At 71.1% G+C, this 17890-nt stretch carries 13 protein-coding genes and 1 tRNA gene; 3 read left to right on the top strand and 11 right to left on the bottom strand.

Features of this window, described 5'->3' with window-relative positions; translation table 11 throughout:
• The 4 genes from CLV70_RS35430 to CLV70_RS35440 form a co-directional block, all read right to left on the bottom strand.
• Positions 1–2622, bottom strand: a 2622-nt coding sequence (locus CLV70_RS35430; RefSeq protein WP_158277910.1) for a tetratricopeptide repeat protein, incomplete at its 3' end; no start/stop codon positions are given.
• Positions 2579–2914 carry a hypothetical protein gene (locus CLV70_RS39390; RefSeq protein ID WP_146164289.1) on the bottom strand — a complete coding sequence of 112 codons (336 nt, stop codon included), beginning with the start codon at positions 2912–2914 and terminating at the stop codon, positions 2579–2581. The genes CLV70_RS35430 and CLV70_RS39390, both read right to left, overlap by 44 nt.
• Positions 2915–3013: 99 nt before the next feature.
• On the bottom strand, positions 3014–5353 hold the full coding sequence (locus CLV70_RS35435; protein ID WP_106130999.1) for a WD40 repeat domain-containing protein: 2340 nt from the start codon (positions 5351–5353) through the stop codon (positions 3014–3016).
• On the bottom strand, positions 5350–7683 hold the full coding sequence (locus CLV70_RS35440) for an ATP-binding protein (RefSeq protein ID WP_146164290.1): 2334 nt from the start codon (positions 7681–7683) through the stop codon (positions 5350–5352). The genes CLV70_RS35435 and CLV70_RS35440 overlap by 4 nt, the downstream gene beginning before the upstream one ends.
• Positions 7684–7881: 198 nt before the next feature.
• On the opposite strand from CLV70_RS35440, the gene CLV70_RS35445 reads away from it, so the two are divergent.
• Positions 7882–8685 (top strand): 5'-methylthioadenosine/S-adenosylhomocysteine nucleosidase family protein, encoded by an 804-nt coding sequence (locus CLV70_RS35445; protein WP_106131001.1) that lies wholly within the window; start codon positions 7882–7884, stop codon positions 8683–8685.
• A gap of 370 nt (positions 8686–9055) precedes the next feature.
• The gene (locus CLV70_RS35450) at positions 9056–9445 is read left to right on the top strand and encodes a hypothetical protein (RefSeq protein ID WP_106131002.1); all 390 of its coding nucleotides are present in this window, start codon (positions 9056–9058) and stop codon (positions 9443–9445) included.
• A gap of 490 nt (positions 9446–9935) precedes the next feature.
• Here the strand turns inward: CLV70_RS35450 and CLV70_RS35455 are convergent.
• The 6 genes from CLV70_RS35455 to CLV70_RS35485 form a co-directional block, all read right to left on the bottom strand.
• Positions 9936–10009, bottom strand: a tRNA-Pro gene (locus tag CLV70_RS35455).
• Between the two features lie 86 nt (positions 10010–10095).
• Positions 10096–11481 carry a ribosome biogenesis GTPase Der gene (der, locus tag CLV70_RS35460; protein ID WP_106131029.1) on the bottom strand — a complete coding sequence of 462 codons (1386 nt, stop codon included), beginning with the start codon at positions 11479–11481 and terminating at the stop codon, positions 10096–10098.
• 35 nt (positions 11482–11516) lie between these two features.
• Positions 11517–12197, bottom strand: a complete 681-nt coding sequence (cmk, locus tag CLV70_RS35465) for a (d)CMP kinase (protein ID WP_106131003.1) — start codon at positions 12195–12197, stop codon at positions 11517–11519.
• 241 nt (positions 12198–12438) lie between these two features.
• A complete protein-coding gene (locus CLV70_RS35470) occupies positions 12439–13179 on the bottom strand; it encodes a pseudouridine synthase (protein ID WP_106131004.1) in 741 nt (246 codons plus the stop codon).
• The gene (gene scpB / locus CLV70_RS35475) at positions 13166–14182 is read right to left on the bottom strand and encodes an SMC-Scp complex subunit ScpB (protein WP_425440267.1); all 1017 of its coding nucleotides are present in this window, start codon (positions 14180–14182) and stop codon (positions 13166–13168) included. The genes CLV70_RS35470 and scpB overlap by 14 nt, the downstream gene beginning before the upstream one ends.
• A gap of 371 nt (positions 14183–14553) precedes the next feature.
• Positions 14554–15723 (bottom strand): segregation and condensation protein A, encoded by a 1170-nt coding sequence (locus CLV70_RS35485; RefSeq protein ID WP_245908693.1) that lies wholly within the window; start codon positions 15721–15723, stop codon positions 14554–14556.
• Positions 15724–16011: 288 nt separating this feature from the next.
• Here CLV70_RS35485 and CLV70_RS35490 point away from each other — a divergent pair, with 288 nt between their 5' ends.
• Positions 16012–16839, top strand: coding sequence for a DUF72 domain-containing protein (locus tag CLV70_RS35490; protein ID WP_211304019.1), 828 nt, complete (start codon positions 16012–16014; stop codon positions 16837–16839).
• Here CLV70_RS35490 and CLV70_RS35495 read toward each other — a convergent pair.
• Positions 16818–17837 carry a hypothetical protein gene (locus CLV70_RS35495; RefSeq protein ID WP_106131007.1) on the bottom strand — a complete coding sequence of 340 codons (1020 nt, stop codon included), beginning with the start codon at positions 17835–17837 and terminating at the stop codon, positions 16818–16820. The genes CLV70_RS35490 and CLV70_RS35495 overlap by 22 nt on opposite strands.
• Positions 17838–17890 lie beyond the last annotated feature (53 nt).

The raw sequence follows: 17890 nt of genomic DNA on the forward strand, positions 1-17890 counted from the left end.
AAGAGGGTGTCCAGGTCTTGCGTCACAACACGATCTTGGACACCCTCCCTTCGTACCCAAGACATCGACCCCTGACATCGGAACTACTCGTCTAGGCGCGGTCTCGACCAGCGCGGCCGTACGGAATGCCGAGATCGCCGCGTCGATGCCGTCCGGGTCCATCCCCGGGCCGTGCTCGGTCTCCAGCGCGTTGCCCAGGATGTACCAGGCCATGGCCCGGTCCGGGTGGTCGGCGGCCATCCGGGTCGTGGCTTCGCGGGCTACGCGGACCGCCTCGGTCAGGCTCTCCGGGTCACCGACGCGTTCGTGGCGCGTTTCCAGCGCCACGCTGAGGTTGCTCAGGCGGGCGGCCGCGTCCGGATGACCGGGCGGAGTCAGCTCGGCGGCCCGGCGAAGATGCCGGATGCCCTCGTCGAGGGCGCCGAGATCGTCGTAGCCCGCGTACCGCAGCTGCAACGCCGAGGCCAGACCGGACAGCAGCATCGGCTTCTGCGGGTGATCGTCCGGGAGCAGATCGGCCCCGGTCCGGGCGGCGTCCACCGCTTGGTCCAGTACGGCCGCGTCCCGCCGGCGAGCGAATATCGCCTGGAGGGCGTTGCTGAGGCTGTAGAAGGCCACCGCGTCCCCCGGCGACGGCGTCGTGCCCGCCGGCCCAGCGCCCACTGCGATGGCCGTGCCGGCGGCGTCGACCGCGGCGTCGATGCTCTCCTGGGCGCCCGTGCGTTCGAAGTGCGCGTGCAGCGTCCCCGACAGATTCACCAGGTAGCGGAGCAGGTCCGGATGGTCGACCGGCGTGGCCTGCACCGCCTGCGACGCGGCGTCGATCGCGGCGGTGAGGTCGGCGAGGGCGCCGAAGCGCTGGTAGCGGTCCAGCCGCACCATGCCGAGATTGGACAGGTAGCCGGCCCGGCCGGGATGACCGGCCGGCGCCTGGTCGACCGCCTCCCGCGCGCGGTCGACCGCGGCCTCCAGGTGCGCGAGGTCACCGGTCCGCTCCGCCAGGTCGGCATGGGCCAGGCCCAGGTTGCTCAGATACCCGGGCCGGTCCGGGTGCGGGGCCGGAGTGAGCCGTACCGCCTCGGCCACGGCCGTGACCGCCTCGGTCAGGCTGTCCGTGCCTTCCGGGTCGTCGGGCCGGTCGCGCAACACCAGGGACAGGTTGGACAGCACACCGGCCCGGGTAGTCGAGGTCTCCGGAGTGGCGCGTACGGCGGCCCGCGCGGCGTGGACCGCGGCGGTCAGATCGTCCGGGCGGGCGAGGCGCTGATACCGGGTGTGCCGGGCCAGCGCCAGGTTGGTGGCCACCGGCCCCAAGCCGACCGGCCGACCCTCCGCCGCGGTGAACGCCTGCTCGGCCCGGTCGACCGCCTCGTCCAGCAAGGCCGGCGAACCGGTGTGCTGTGCGGCGGACAGCAGCGCGGCGGAGAGGTTGGACGCGTAGATCCGTTGGTCCGGATGCCCGGCCGGGATCAGCCCGGACGCCCGCCGGGCCAGGTCGACCGCGCGGTCCAGCTCCGTCCCGGATCCGGACCGGGCCGCCTGCTCCCGCATCGCGACGCTGAGAGTGGACAGCAGGCTCGGCAGGTCGGCGTGATCGGCGGACGCGGACCCGGCCTCGAGCTCGGCCCGCCGGACGGCATCGGCCAGGCCGGCGTCGTCGCCCGCGGCCGTGTCGGCCAGGGTCAGGTACGCGTCGAGCAACGCGGACGCCGCGGCCACCCGACCCGGCGCAGCCGGCGGAAGCCCGTCGAGCACCGCGGTGCTGAGCAATGCGGCCCGGCGCAGCAGGTCGACGTTGCCGGTGGCCTGGCCCGCGGTCTTGAGCGTCAGCGCCAGGTTCGGCTCCAGCAGTCCGGCCGGGGCATCGTTCCGTTGCGCGTGCAGGAAGGCCTCCAGGGCGGCGCTCAGGTCCTCCGGGTCGCCACTGCGTTCGTACGCGGCAAATCTCATCACGCCGAAATTGACCAGCAGCCGCGGATCCGGATCGACCTCGACCGCCTCCACCACCGCGTGAACCGCCTCGGTCAGCAGGACCGGATCGCCGGTGATCTCATACCTGGTGCGCAGGGCCGAAGCGGTGTTCGAGCGCCGGAGCGCCCACCGCGCCGTCCCGGGTGTCGCCTGCTCCGTCGCCTGGCGAGCCGCCTCAACCGCCCCGACCGCGTCGGCGTCGGCCCCGCCGAACTCCGCCCGTAGCCGCAGCACCACCGAGAGGCTGGACACCGCCGTGCCGTCATCGTCCGGGTCGGCAGCCGCGACGGCAACCGCACGGCGGGCGACGGCGACCGCCTCGTCCAACCGCCCGCCGGCCGCCTCGAATCGGCTCGCGAGCGCCAGCGCCTGATTGGACAGCAGATCCGCCAGCCCGTCGGCCGGAGTCTCCGCCCACTCGGCCGCCACCGCCGCACAGACGGCGATCGCATCGTCGAGAAGCGCCGGATCCTGACTGTCGATCTGCTGCCCGGACAGGTTGATGGCCACCGCGACCCGGCGCGGGTCCCCGACCGGAAGCGCGGTCAGCGCCAGCCGCATCAGGCTCGACGCCGTCACGTCGTCCTCGTCCGAGTTGCCGAAGGCGTCATTCGCGACGTCCACCCACGCGGCCGGCTCGAGCAGCGTCACAATCTCGGCGCGGACCTCGGGCGGGAACGGCGCGCTGTTCGACGGTCGCGCCGGCCAGCACGGCACAGGCCAGGGCCGCGGTCAGGTCGGTGACGGCGATCGCCCCGCCCGACATCGCCCAGCCGAGGTAAAGCTCGCCGGCCGCGGCCAGCGCGGCGCGCCGGACCTCGACATCACCATTCGGCGGCGGTCCGAGGGCCGTACGCAGCCACCGGCCGGCCTCACGCACGGCGACCGCCCCGGTGGGGCCCCATGGCGACGCCGGATCAGCGCCGGATTCGCCGTCGGTCATCGCTGACGACAGTAGTGCCGCGCACCCGCCCGGCACATCACCCCCAAGCGCGATGACGCGTGCCGATGCCCGCTGTCACCGACGCCGCCAGACCGTTGGCTACCGCAGGACCGCGACCTCCCAGCCGAAGCAGGCCACGAGCAGGTCGTTGTGGGGATGCAGGGCCCTGATTCGGGCCGGCAGCGGTTTGATGTCGAGCAGGCCCGGCTGGGCCGGATCCCAGGTCTGCAGCCGGCTGTCGTCCCCGCCGCTGATCAGGACCAGGCCGTCGGCGGTCGCCACGGTGGTGATCGAGTTGATCGGCTCCCCTGATGCTCGTATGGATCGAACCAGGCGTCCCGTGGGCACGTCCCAGATCTGGATCCGGCCGTCGTCTCCCGCACCCGCGATGAAGGGCCCGGCGCTGCCGGGGTCGAGGCTGGGGAGCGCGGCGAGGCAGTTGACGGTGTCCTCGTCGGTGTGCAGGGCCGGACCGAGCGGGACGGCGTCCGCGGTGTGCCAGATACGGATGGTGCCGTCGTTGCTGCCGCTGGCCACCATGCCTTCACCGAGGTCGGTGAGGGCGTTGACGGCGTCGTTGTGTCCCTCCAGCGTGGCCCTTGGTTCGCCGGTTTCGAGGTCGTGGACACGGATGATCGCGTCGTCGCCCGCGCTGAACAGGAGTGGGCGTTCGTCGACGAGGCAGATGGCCAGGGCGCTGACCGGTCCGGTGTGTGCGTTGATGGTGTCCCGTACCCGCGAGGTGGCGGCATCGAGGATGGTGAAGGAGCCGTCGGCGCGGCCGATCACCAGGGTCGGGACGCCGTGCAGATCGGCTGAGGCGAGCGCGAAGATGTCGGGCCCCGCCGCGCCGAATTCGGGGGCCGGGGCGGCGCCGAGATCGGCGGCGGCGAGACTGGCGATGGGTGTGCCGTCGGCGATTCGCCACAGGCAGAGCGTTCCGTTCTCGTCGCCGCTGGCGACGAGGCGCTCGCCCGCGACGGTCACCAGGGTGACGGCCGTGATGTCGGCGTCGTGGCGTTGCCCGGACGAGATCGCGGTGGCGCGTTCCGACGGTGTGGCGGGATTCCAGGTCCGAACCGACCGGTCGGCGCCGCCGGTGACGATGACGGGGATGTCGAGCAGGTGTCCGATGCGCACGGCGGTCACCGATTCGGTGTGGCCGGTCAGGATCCGGGTGCGAATCTCGGACGAGGAGACGTCCCACCAGCACAGCGCGCCGCTCACTCCGGCACCGGCCAACCCGACACCGCGATCGGTCCACATTGCCGAGATCGATCGGATGGTACTGATCGGGCTCTCCAGGGTGAGGATCGCCTCGCCGGTTCTGGCGTCCCAGAGGCGTACGGTGTCGTCGTTGCCCGCACTGATAGCGGTCAGGCGTTCGGGTGTCGCCACGATCGTCACGGCGTTGACCCACGTGGCGTGTCCGGTCAGCACCGCAGTCGTCGTCGCATCGCGCAGGTGCCAGATCCGGACCGTGTTGTCCCAGCTCGCTGTCGCGGCGATCGGGACGCCGTCGGCCTCGCCGACGGCGATGTCGCTGATCTGCCGATCGTGGCCGGGGCACTCGCGGACGTCGCCGGTGGGGAGGTCCCAGATTCGCAGGATGCCATCCGCGGTACCGGTGAGCAGGGTCGCGCGGCCGTCGAGTTCGACGAGCGCGGCGGCGGTCACCGCGGGTCGCGGTTCGGCGCTGTCAGCCGGAGTCGGCCCGAACGGGTTCGGTTCGGCCGAGCGCAGATCCCAGAGCCGCGCGGTCCCGTCGTCGCCGGCTGAGCACAGGGTCGGGCGCCCGGCGAGGTCGGCCGCGTGGAGGGCGCGGATGGTGTCGGTGTGGCCGCGCAGTGGCAGGCCGATCGACTCGCCGGTGGCCAGGTCGCGCAGGAAGATCTCGTCGCTGACCGCGACGGCGATGATGGGGCGCCCGTCGATCGTCGCGGTTGCCACCGCCGTCACCCAGCCGCTTTCCTCGGTTACCCGCATCAGCGCCGGGTCGGCCTGTGAGGCGGTGGACCAGATCGGTGACCACGGCGACAGACGCACCCGTTGCGGGGCGACGAAGCGCTGCGACTCCTTGAGCAGGCCGAGCCGGGCGGCGTCGAGGCTGAGCAGGCGGCGACGGACCGGGGCCGTGGTGCGGGAGTGCTTGTCGGCCGAGACGCGGTAGACCGTGGCCAGTCTGCGCGCCTGTGGGCTCGCGGCCAGGTCGAGGGCGGGAAGTACCGTCTCGGGGTCGGCGTGCACCAGGAACTCGAGGTCGGTGAGCAACATGTCAACCTGACCGGCCGCGACGGCATGGGCCATGGCGTGGCGGAGAAGATACGGCTCGGCGGCATCCCATCGCGGCCGGCCGGCCCGCGCGCCGCGTATCGAGCCGAGCAGCCCTTCGAGCATCGCCTCGGCCACCACCTGCCGCTCGTTCGATTCGACGGTCATCGCCAGTCCTCCGACGGTCCGCCCGGGTGCTCGGTCATGTAGTCACTGAGCGCCTGGTGGAAGAAGCGGTAATGGGTGGTGCCGTCCGGGCCGGGGCTGCGGCGTAGATAGAACGACACCGACGCGAGCAGGTCGGCGATGCGGTCCTCGCTGGGGCGCGGGATCCGGCGCGCCTGGGGAGCGGATCTTCGCTGGAACGCGGTCGCCATGGTGGCGGTCGTGTCGCGGAGCAGCCGTTCCGGGATACCGGCGCCCCGCGCCTGGGCGAGCGCGACAAGCATGGGGCGCAGGAGGCGGTCGGGTGACCGCGCGGCCAGATCCAGCTCCAGTACCTCGCCCAGGTGAGCGGGTACCCGCAGCGACATCGGATCCGCGCCGGGCCGTGATGCGGCGCGCATGAGCCGGTGGGCGTGCAGCACGGCGACGAGGAACGGACCGCCCCGCGCGGCTCGGTTGCGCCGTGGGTCGGTCAGGTTGTCCGCGATCCGCCGGGCCAGAGTTTCCGCGTCGGCCTCGCCGAACGCATGCTCGTCGAAGAACGGGGTCTGCAGCCGGCGGCTCAGGTAGGTACTCAACTCGTCGCGCTGACGAGCCCACGGCACCTCGTCGAGGTCGCAGAGCCCTCCCGTCGCGGTGGCGCGCCGGATGAGCTGCTCGAACTCGGGCCACGGACGGGTACCCACGAGGAGCCGGCACGCCGGACGCCCCGGAGCGGTGGCGCGTTCGAGAGCCGCGAGCGGGAGCAGGAGCAGGTCGAGGTGCTCACGCGGAGCGGTCGCCTCGTCGAGGGCGTCGATCACGATCGACGGAACGGCGGCGTCGGCCGGCCTCGCGGCCAGGGCGGCGAGCAACTCGGATGCGGCCCGCACCTCGCGGCCCAGGCCGAGCTGTACGGCGATGCTGCGCACGACCTCCTGCACGAGCAGCCCGCGGGCGTGGGCGGCCGCGAACGTTCCGGGCGGTTGTCGTCGCGCCGAGCCGAAGACGCGCAGCGCGGCCAAGCTTGGATGAGCGGCGCACACGATCATCCCGAGCAGCGCGGACTTGCCGGCCCCGGGCTGGCCGGTCACCACCCGTAGCGCTGTCGCCGGGGCCTGCTCGTCGAGCCAGGTCTGGAGGGTACTCAGCTCCGCTTCCCGCCCGCTGAACAGCACGGGCGAGCGGACGTCGGCGCCGGGCCGACCGGCCGCGCGGCCGAAGTAGTGGCCCGGGTCGAGCGCGGGCGCCTCCGCGGCCAGCTCGTCGAGGAAGGCCCGGGCCTCGTCGTCCTGGGCCAGCTCGAGGCGTACGCCGTTGTCGGGCCGGTACCGGCGGTTCAGGACGAACTTGGCCTGCTCAAGGTTGCCGACAGGCACATCGTCGACGAAGAAATGTGCGGGAAGTGGGGCCTTCCCGGGGGTGAGCGTCAGTTCCCGGCGGATCGCGTCGCGCAGGTAGGACAGCGGCACGAACGGTTCACGGGGGTGGATCGGGAGTGTGCCCTGGTGCAGTCGCCGCAACACGACGGCCACCGCCTCGGAGAAGCGCCCGAGCAGCTGCGGCTGGCCGGGGATGACGACCCCCAGCACCGCAACCCGGCCGTCGTGTCCGGACAGCAGCCTCCACCGCTGCGGGTTGTGGGTGCCATCGCTTGCGGACACGGCGATGTCGAGCAGCACGAGTGTGTTCGGACCCTTGACATCCTCAAGGCGTTCAAGGAACGCACCGAGATGCAGCCCGTCCGCCGGCTCCGTGGCCGCGAAGTACACCGACCGCGAACCATGCGCACCGGGCCCGATGAGATGGACAAGCTGCTCATCGGGCGGGTCGATGACGGCCGACAGCCTGCGCAACGTCGGCTCCACATCGGCGGCCGGCAGGTCGGTCACGACGTGGACGCGATCCGTCCGGCGCCCGTTGAGCTCGAGCAGCACATCGCCGAGCTCGCTGACGTGCGCGTCCACGAGGCCGGCCCGATCCGTGTTCACACCGACCACGAGCGCCCGCGCCGAGGTGCTCCCGGCCTGCCGCGCTGACTCGGCGGGATCGTCGACGAGCACCGGAGCCGGCGCCACATCGGTACCGGTGGACGCATCACTCGTAACCGCCTCGAACAGGCGATGAAACTCCCTGATGGTCGGCTCGAGCGGCCACTGCGCGAGGGGACACAGGCGCACGAGCGCCGCCAGGAGCACAGGCCATCTCGGCGTTGCCGCGTCGACCATCAGACGACGCATCGTGGAGTGGGTGTAGTCCGTCTTCGCGGCCATGTGCGGCGCACCGGGGAGCCCGGCGTCCCGGTGCAGGTCGCGCAGGCGGCGGTGCAGGTCGCCCAATGGCCCGTCAGGCAACGGCAGCATTTTCATTCGGCTGGTTGCGCCTCCTCACGGAGCCCTCTGCGACGTCACTGCACGCACTATAAGTCCGCCGTAAAACAAGGCTGAACAACGCTGACCAAGGTTGAACACATGGTGCTTTCCGCCCTCGGCGGGGCTGCATTCTTGCCGTGCACGGATGGAGCAGGCGATTAGGGAAGAAGGTGGGATCAGATGACGCGGTCCCGGCACGGCGATCGGAGCGGCAGGGTCGTCATCCTGACCGCGTTGGAGGTTGAGTATGCGGCGGTCCGGACCCATCTGCGCGGTCTGCGCCCCGTAGTTCATCCGTCGGGGACGATCTTTGAGGTAGGTACCGCCGCCGGGTCCTCACAGCAGGTCGTGCTGGCCGTGACCGGCGAGGGGAACCAGAACAGCGCCGTGCTCACCGAGCGCGCGGCCGCCCTGTTCGACCCGGCCTACCTGCTGCTTGTCGGAGTAGCGGGTGCACTCCATGACGACCTCGACCTCGGCGACGTGATCGTCGCAACCCGCGTCTATGCCTACCACGGCGGCGACGAGTCCGGCGACGGCTTCGCTGCGCGGCCGCGAGCCTGGGAGGCGCCGTATCACCTCGAGCAGTGGGCCCGCCAGGTCAGCCGGACCCGGCGGTGGCGGGGCCAGTCACCGAGCGCGGCAGGCCGACCGGCCGTCCGGTTCCGACCCGCCGCGGCCGGGGAGGTCGTCGTCGCGGCGGCCGACGCTCCGACGAAGGCGCTCATTCGCCGGCACTACGGCGATGCCGCCATCGTGGAGATGGAGGGGGCCGGCGTGGCCCGGGCGTCGTACCTCAACAACGCCCTTCCGGCCCTGGTGATTCGAGGCGTCAGCGACCGCGCCGACCCGGGGAAGCTCGCGCTCGACCGCGCCGGGTCACAGGCGGCGGCCGCTGCCAACGCTGCCGCGTTTGCGATCGACCTGGTGCGCAAGGTACCGGACGTGAGCCCATACTCAGGTCGATGGCAACTCGACCGCTGACCACCCCGCAATATCGACGTTTACGATTCGCATCTCTCCGATTTCTGTCGTCGCCTGTGTCAGCTGCACCGTCAAGCCGGTGGACCATCGGTGGAATCGATGCATCGCGATAAGCTAATCCCATTACGTCGTTCGCAGATCTACGCCGTGCTCAACGGCGACCTCGTTCAGGTTCCGCCCCGGGAGTTCGTACGCGCGTTCGTGCTCGCCTGCCGGCAGTCGCCGAACGGAACCAGCGCTGGCTCCTGACCTCGACGGACCTGGCGATCTGATCACGCTCACATCGACGAGGTCGTCAAGCGCGGCCGTCACAACACGAGGCAGCGGGTCCGAGTGACCGCACCGTCGTCGTGCCCGGCAGGAAGTCCGCGTGTACGACGTCGTCGTCGCCCGGCCGTGCCGGATCAGCACGGTGCCGGGCGATATCCGCCGGGTGACCAGCTTCGACGCCTTGGTGAACCCGGACAACACTGACATGGCGATGGCCTGGGTGACCGACCACTCGATCTCGACGGTAATCCGGTACGAGGGGGCCGAACCCGACCCGGCCAAGCACGTGACCAACGACCTCGTCGCGGGCGACCTGCGCCGGGCCACCGACGGTCGGAGGCCGGTCGCGCCGGCGACCGTGATCCGGACCGACGCCGACCAGCTCCGCCAACGGCTGACCGGCGTTCGGCCGCTACAACGACAACTGTCCGGGGGCCACCGGAGACCACCGCGGACCGCTTCCGCGGACCGCCACCGCGCAGGATCATGAAGTTATGGCCACGACCACAAGGACGATCTACCTTGCCGGGACACGCTTCGAGCCGCCGCCGCGAGGACCGAGACAGACCCGGCGGTCTGAACGCCGCTCACCGGTGCACATTGAGCAGGCACCCGCCATGCCCACCGGCTACGGCCTGCACCCTGACGTTCGGACCAAGATCACCGTACGGGCATTCGTGTCACCGATGTGTCGTGATCATCCTGAGTGGACATTGAACTACCGCAATACTCAAGGTCGTCGCCACACGCCGACGGCCGGGCAGATCGCGGGAAGGAATACCTGCTCAACGCCACTTCCGTGATGCACGGGCTCGCGTGGAGACCCAACGCCGCGCTCCCCCACAGACCGACACGACGGACGTGATCAACGACGATTCGGTAAACCGTACGCGCGTTCGGGCAAAAATGCGTGTCGTGGACATCCGGAAGCATTCACGGGAGGAAATGAAAAAGGCCAGCTGAGCTGGCCTTTCACCAAGTCGGGCTGACAGGATTTGAACCTGCGACCCCTTGACCCCCAGTCAAGTGCGCTACCAAGCTGCGCTACAGCCCGATGCCACGCTCCGGATACCCCAGTGCGCGGCAACACCACAACCCTACCCCAGGGCTTCTAGCGGTTTCACACCGGCATGCGGGTTGTCACCCGTGGGCCTTGCCCCGGCCGCCTGGGCCGAGTTTTTTGCGGGGGCGGACCGATACCTCGACCGGGCTGCCCTCGAAGCCGAACTCCTCGCGGAGTTTGCGTTCGACGAAGCGTTGGTAGCCCGCGTCCAGGGGGGCCGTGGTGAACAGGACGAAGCGGGGTGGGGCTACGCCGGCCTGGGTGGCGAAGAGGACGCGGGGGGCTCGGCCGCCGCGTACGGGGTGGGGGGTGGCCTGGGTGAGGGCTGTCAGCCACTGGTTGAGGGCGCCGGTCGGGATGCGTTGTTCCCAGCTGGCCAGGGCTCGGCGGATGGCTGGGGCGAGTTTGTCGACCGCTCGGCCGGTTTTGGCGGAGATGTTCACTCGGATGGCCCAGGGGATGCGCTTGAGTTCGCGGTCGATCTCCTTGTCGAGGTAGAACCGGCGGTCGGCGTCGACCAGGTCCCACTTGTTGAAGGCGATCACCAGGGCGCGGCCGGCCTCGACGACCTGGGACAGCACCCGCTGGTCCTGCTCGCTGATGGGTTCGGCGGCGTCCAGCAGGACCACGCCGACCTCGGCGGCCTCGACGGCTCCGGCGGTGCGCAGGGACGCGTAGTACTCCGTACCCGATGCCTGGTTGACCCTTTTTCGCAGGCCGGCGGTGTCGACGAACTGCCAGATCTCGCCGTCCATCTCGACGAGGCTGTCGACGGGGTCGACCGTGGTGCCGGCGACGGAGTCGACGACCGCGCGTTCCTCGCGGGCGACGCGGTTGAGCAGGGAGGACTTGCCGACGTTGGGGCGGCCGACGAGGGCGACGCGGCGGGGGCCCCGCGGGGCGCCCTCGATGATCGGGGGGGCCGGCGGCATCGCCTCGAGGATCGCGTCGAGCAGGTCGCCGGAGCCGCGGCCGTGCAGGGCCGAGATCGGGTGCGGTTCGCCCAGGCCCAGCCCCCACAGCGAGGTGGCTTCGAGCTCGATGGCCTGGTTGTCGGCCTTGTTGGCGACGAGGATGACCGGCTTGGCGCTGCGGCGCAGCATGCGGACGGCCTTCTCGTCGATGTCGGTGGAGCCGATGGTGGCGTCGACGACGAAGACGACCACGTCGGCGGTCTGCACGGCGATCTCGGCCTGGGCGGCGATCGCGGCGGCGCGGTCCTTCGCGTCGGGCTCCCAGCCGCCGGTGTCCACCACCGTGAAGCGGCGGCCGTTCCAGTTGGCGTCGTAGGGGACGCGGTCGCGGGTGACGCCCGGCACATCCTCGACGACCGCCTGGCGACGCCCGATGATGCGGTTGACCAGGGTGGATTTGCCGACGTTGGGGCGGCCCACGACCGCCACGATCGGTTGCGGCCCGGCCGGCTCGTCCCCGTCGGGGGACGTGCCGTCGGAGAAGGTCACATCGTCGAACTCGGAGAGATCGACGGGAAACTCGGTCACGAACTCACCTTGCTGTTGAGCATGTCGAGGAGCCGGTTCACGACGTCGTCGATCCCCAGTCCCGTGGTGTCGAGCTCGGTCGCGTCGTCGGCCTGCTTCAGCGGGTCGGCGGCGCGGGACGAGTCGAGCTTGTCGCGGCGGGCCAGGTCGGCCTCGGTCGCGGCGACGTCGGTGGCGTCCTCGGCGCTGCGGCGCTGGGCGCGCGCGGCGGCGGACGCGGTCAGATACACCTTCAGGTCGGCGTCGGGCGCCACCACCGAGGCGATGTCACGGCCCTCGACGACGATGCGCGGCGCCCCGGAGATGATGTCCTGCTGGAACTGCACGAGCATGGCGCGTACCTGAGGGACCGCGGCCACGGCCGAGACCGCGCCGGTGACCTCGGGACCGCGGATGGCCGCGTCGACGTCGACCCCGTTGGCCTCGAAGTGCGGCGCGAGCGGGTTCGTACCGATGGACAGATCGGTCTCCTGCGCGACCTTGATCACGGAATCGACGTCGGTCAGGTCGACGCCGGCCTGCAGCACGGCCCAGGTCACGGCCCGGTACATGGCGCCGGTGTCGAGGTAGATGCCGTCGATGGCCGTGGCGAGACGCCGGGAAACGGTGGATTTACCCGATCCGGAGGGACCGTCGACGGCCACCACACACCGCTCGGGCCGTACTACTTGCGCCACCGTTACCTCCAACGTCGGGGGACAAACCTTTCCTATTGTGCCCCGTGGGTCCGACAGGACGTCCGCCGCCGTCGGCCGGGGGTCAGGGCACGCTTTTTCGACGGTACGCCGCCGACCGGCCCACAACCGCAGCCGAGCGGCGGAAGGCGTCTGAGGCCGGGCGAACCCGCAAGCCGCCACGACCCGGCAACGCCGCCTCCCGCCCCCATGGTGACCCCGCACACACCCGGCAGGAGCAGCGCTAATCCCCGACGGACTTGAAGAGCGCCCCGACCTCCGCGTTCGACAGGTGCCGGAAACCACCCGGTCGCATGTCACCCAGCCGGATCGGCCCCACCGCGGTGCGGATCAGTCGCGACACCGGATGCCCGACCTCCTCCATCATCCGCCGCACGATGTGCTTGCGCCCCTCGTGCAGGGTCAGCTCCACCTGGGCCGTCCGGCCCACCGCGTCGACCAGCTTGAACGCGTCGACCTTCGCCGGGCCGTCCTCGAGTTCGACGCCGGTGAGCAGCCGCCGCCCGACGTTGCGCGGCAGCGGCCCGTCGACCTCGGCCAGGTAGGTCTTCGCCACCCCGTACGAGGGATGCATCAGCTTGTGCGCGAGCGCCCCGTCGTTGGTGAGCAGCAGCAGCCCCTCACTGTCCGCGTCGAGCCGGCCGACGTGGAAGATCCGCTGCTCGAACGTGCCGAGGAAGTCGGCGAGCTCGTTGCGGCCCTTCTCGTCGTCCATGCTGGAGACCACGCCCCGCGGCTTGTTCATCGCGAGATACACGAGCTTGGTGTCGGTGACGACCCGCTGGCCGTCGACGTGGATCTCCGCGGTCGCCGGGTCGACCTTGTCGCCGAGCTTGGCGACCCGTCCGTTGACGGTGACGCGGCGGCGGAAGATCAGGTCTTCGCACGCGCGCCGGGATCCGATTCCGGCGGTGGCCAGGACTTTCTGCAGCCGCACGGAGGTATCCGGATCAGCCTGAGGCATCGAGCACTTCTTCCACGTCGTCGGGCAGGAACGGGGCCAGCGGCGGCAACTGGTCCACCGAGTTGAGGCCGAGCTTCTCGAGGAACAGCGTCGTGGTCCGATACAGGAATGCCCCGGTCTCGCCCTCGGTGCCGCATTCCTCGATGAGGCCGCGCGTGACAAGGGTACGCATCACGCCGTCACAGTTCACACCGCGGATGGCCGAGATGCGCGACCTGGTCACCGGCTGCTTGTAAGCGACCACCGCCAGCGTCTCCAGGGCCGCCTGGGTCAGCCGCACGGACTGCCCGTCGAGAACGAACCGCTCGACGTACGGCGCGTATTCCGGCCGCGTGTAGAGCCGCCACCCCCCGGCCGCCCGCCGGAGGTCGAACCCGTGCCCGGCCGCCGTGTACCGCGCCGAGATGTCGTCCAGCGCCGCGGCCACCCGCTCGGTGGGCTGCTCCACGATCTGCGCCAGCTGCATCTCGGCGACCGGCTCGTCGACCACGAGCAGAATCGCTTCCAGAGCCGCCCGCAACTCACCCTCATCGAGCGGCGCGAGCTCTACTTCTTCTTCCGTACGGGCTGACGACGCCCCGGAAGCAGCACCCCCTCCCCTGCTGCGACGGCCCTGAGCGGGAATCCCGGAACCCGGCGCGGCACCGGCCGCAGCAGGAGGATCGACGCCCTGCCCCGCCCCGGCCGGGTCCGGGGCCTCGTCGTCCGCCTCCGGCCCGGGAACCTCCTCGGCGATCGGCAGGTCCACCTCGGCGTCGTCGGTGACGTCGTCATCCGCGGCATGATCGAACACGTCCCCGGCGTCGTCCCCGTCCTCCGGCAACGGCGCATCCACCAGCGGCGACGCCTCGGTCTCGCGCTCGGCCGCCTCCTCGATCGCGCCGGGCACCGCAACCTCCGGCCCCACGCCGACATCGGTCGGATCGAGCTCCTCATCCCCCGGCAACTCCTGCGGCGCGTCGACCGTGACGGTCCCGTCTCCCTCCCCCGGAACCGGCGGCAGCTCGGGCGGCACCCCAGGGCCCGCGTCCTCGCCCTGACCGCCCTCCTGAGCCGCGCCCGCCACCACCGCGGAACTCAGGCCCCCGGCCTCCAGCGGCTCGGCCGGCGACTCGAGGTCAGCTTCATCGTCCGGCGCGCCCGGCTCGGGCTGCGGAGTGTCGTCGGCGGCGCCCGGGTCGGGCTGCGGAGTGTCGTCGATGGCGCCCGGCTCGGGCTGCCGGGTGTCGCCGGCGGCGTCCGGCTCGGGCTGCCGGGTGTCGTCGTCACCGCGATGGGCCGCCGCGTAGGCCGGGTCCGGCGGGCGCTGAGCCCGCTCCCAGGGCGGAACCCAGGAGGCCGCCTGCGCGGCGAGAGAGTCCGGGCGTTCGTCCGTCATGCCTTGTCCTCTTCCGATGCGGCTTCCGGTCCGGCTTCCGCCCCCGGCCCGGCCTGGTTCCGTGCGTCGTCATCCCCGTCGGTGTCGCTCTCCGAGACCGGCTCGGTGGCCGCCGTGTCGGGCTCGGGCGGGGTGCCCTCGTAGTCGTCGATGTCGAGGTCGGTGCTCGCGTCGTCCCCGCCGATCCACCTGATCGTCAGCTCGTCCAGGGAGACCGGCTGCTCGAAGTCGACCAGTCCCTCCCGGTAGAGCTCGAGCAGGGCCAGGAACCGGGCCACCACCTCGAGGGTGTTCTCGCAGTCGGCGACGAGCAGGCTGAACGTCGACGATCCGGCGCGCCGGAGCCGGTCGCGGATGAGGTTGGCGTGTTCGCGGACGCTGACGCGCACCTGGTGGATGTGCGCGATAGAGACCTGCGGCGGCCCCGGCTTCGGCAGGAACTGTTTCAGGGCGAGCTTGAACAGGCGGTCCGGGCCGACGCCGAGCACCAGTTCCGGCAGGGCCTCGGCGTACCGTGGCTCCAGCGAGACCGCTCGGGGCCACCGCCGCGCCCCGGTGCTCTCCAGCTCCGCGATGTGGGCGGCGGCCTCCTTGTAGGCCTTGTACTGGAGGAGCCGTGCGAAAAGCAGGTCCCGGGCCTCGAGCAGGGCGAGGTCCTCCTCGTCCTCCACCTCGGCGGCGGGCAGCAGCCGGGCCGCCTTGAGGTCGAGCAGGGTGGCCGCGACCAGCAGGAACTCGCTCGCCTCGCCGAGATCCCAGTCGTCGCCCATCCCCCTGATGTACGCGATGAAGTCGTCCGTCACCTGGTGCAGCGCCACCTCGGTGACGTCCAGCTTGTGCTTGCCGATGAGTTGCAGCAGCAGGTCGAACGGCCCGGTGAAGTTCGTGAGCCGTACGGTGAACCTGCCGTTGTCCGCCGCCTCGTCGTCGGCCACCGCGGTGGCGACCACGGCGTCCGTCGCCGCGCTGCCCTCCGCGGACGCGGCGTCGTCAGGGACAGCGAGTGCCGCCGGCGAGTCGGCGGCCGAGCCGGACGACACCGCGCTGAGCGACGCCGAGCCGGCCGACACCGAGCCGGACGACACCGCGCTGAGCGACATCGGGCCGGGCGACGCCGGGCCGGGGCCGCCCGGTTCGCCGGTCGCGGGAAGAGGCTCTTCAGGCACGTGCTGACCGTAGACCACGGGTCCGACAAGCTGTTCCCGGCTCACTCGTGCAACCCCCACAACCTTCGCGAACAGCCCCTCGTGGGTCAAACGCCCTGCCCGCTCCCGGGTAACTGACGACGCCGGCGAAGATCGGCCGGGTGCCGATCACCGGAGCGGCGCGGTGACGCGGTCCCGGAGCTGCCACGCGCGAGATACCTCGGTACGTCCGGCGCCCCAGGGCCGCTATACGGTCGTCGCACGGGTTGACGAGGGGAGGAAGCGGTGCGCCTTCACGTCGGGTGCGCGATGTGGAATCTGAGGGCCTGGCAGGGTCGTTTCCTGCCGCATCCGCCGGCGCCGCAGGAACGGCTGCGGGCCTATGCCGGATGGTGCAACGCGGTGGAGGGGAATACGACCTTCTACGCGACGCCCGCGAGAGAGACGGTGGCCGGCTGGGCGGAGCAGACCGATCCGCGCTTCCGGTTCGTCGTGAAGCTGCCGAAGCAGATCACCCACGTACGCAGGCTGGCCGGCGCCGAGGAGGAACTGCGCATCTTCCTCGACGCCATGGCACCGCTCGGTCCCCGGATCCACGCGCTGTGGGTGCAGTTGCCCGGGTCCTTCTCTCCCGCCGAGACCGGTGTCCTCGCGGACTTTCTCGGCCGGGTGCCGCGCTCGTTCCGATATGCGGTGGAGGTGCGCCATCCCGCGTTCTTCGAGGATCCGCGCGCCACGACCCGGCTCGAGCAGGTGCTGGCGCCGGTGGAGGCCGAGTGGGTGCCGTTCGACACCACCGCGTTGTTCCGGAGCCCTCCGACCAGCGACGCGGAGCGTGACGCCTGGACGAAGAAGCCGCGCATGCCGTTGCGGACGCTGGCGTTGACGGACCGGCCGATCGTTCGCTATCTCGGCCGCGACGATTCCGGCCGGACGGTCGAGGGCTGGCGGCACTGGGTGGACGCGGTGACGGAATGGCTGCGCGAGGGCCGCTCCCCCACCGTGTTCATCCACACGCCGGACAACGCCGACGCGCCGGAACTCGCGCGGCGCTTCCACGACGAGGTGCGCGCCCGCCTGCCCGGCCTGGAGCCGTTGCCGCAGCCGGTCGCGGCTCAGCCGGAGACCCTTTTCTGAGGCGCCAGCCACCCCAGCACGCGGCGATCGCTTCCCTCGGCGTGCGACACCCATCGGCCGTCCACGGTGCTCACCGCGAGATCCCGGTCGCCGAAGCGCAGCACCGCGCCGTGGATGTCGGGGTAGACCCGGTGGGTGATCAGGCACGCGTCCGTCAGTTCGCGGCCCTCGACCGCCCCCGCCGGCTCGTACGCGGAACCGCCCGCGGGTGGCTCGGCGATGCGGAGCTCGAACTCGCCGCGGCACGAGCAGGCGATCACGGGCGGGTGACCCTCCATGGCCCACACGAGGTCCGGTACGTCGGTGAGTTCAAGGTGCTCTCCGCGTACGGGAAGGTGGGGGATCTTGGTGATCTTCGTCAGCCGGAGGCCCAGGAGCAGGCGCAGCACATCGGCAACGGTGGGAGGGGCCGGTTGTTCGGAGACGCGGATGCCGAGGCGGTCCAGGAGGGCGAAGAACTGCTCCTCGGCGAACGTGCGCACGTCAGCCAGGGTCGCCACCACGGCGGCGATCGGGTCCGGCGTCAGTCCCGCCTCGACGGCCCACGCCGTCGCCGCGGAGGCGGCGGCAGCTCCGGTGAGCGTCTCCTCCAGCAACTTCCGCTTCGCTTCGGCGGCCCGCCCCTCCCATTCGGGGTCCACCCAGTCGTCACCGAGGTAGTTGTCGTCGTCGTCGAACGGGGCAGCGGCGAGCACGAAATGGCTGATCGCACCGTCGGGTTCGAGCCAGGTATCCCAGAAGGGAGTGTCGATTCCCACGGCATGGACGTAAGCGGCGTCACTGTCGAGAATGTCGGCGGCCAGAACGGGCGCGCCGGTGAGGTCGCGCAGATCGGTGAGGAAGGTGTCCGGCAGGTCGCCGGAGGAGACGCCGACCCGCGTGACCTGCCATCCGGCGTCGTGAACGAGCTCGGCGTGGCGGAACCCCGGCTCGTCGGGCATCAGCTCCCACAGCAGGGCCTCGCCCCGGTGCACCACGAAACTCCCCCAGAAACCCATAGCCGTCGATCATGGTCCATGCCGGTGCCGTTCGTCGCTCCCGGGGGATTCAT

The organism is Pseudosporangium ferrugineum, from assembly GCF_003002065.1.
GTDB classification, from domain to species: Bacteria; Actinomycetota; Actinomycetes; order Mycobacteriales; family Micromonosporaceae; genus Actinoplanes; species Actinoplanes ferrugineus_A.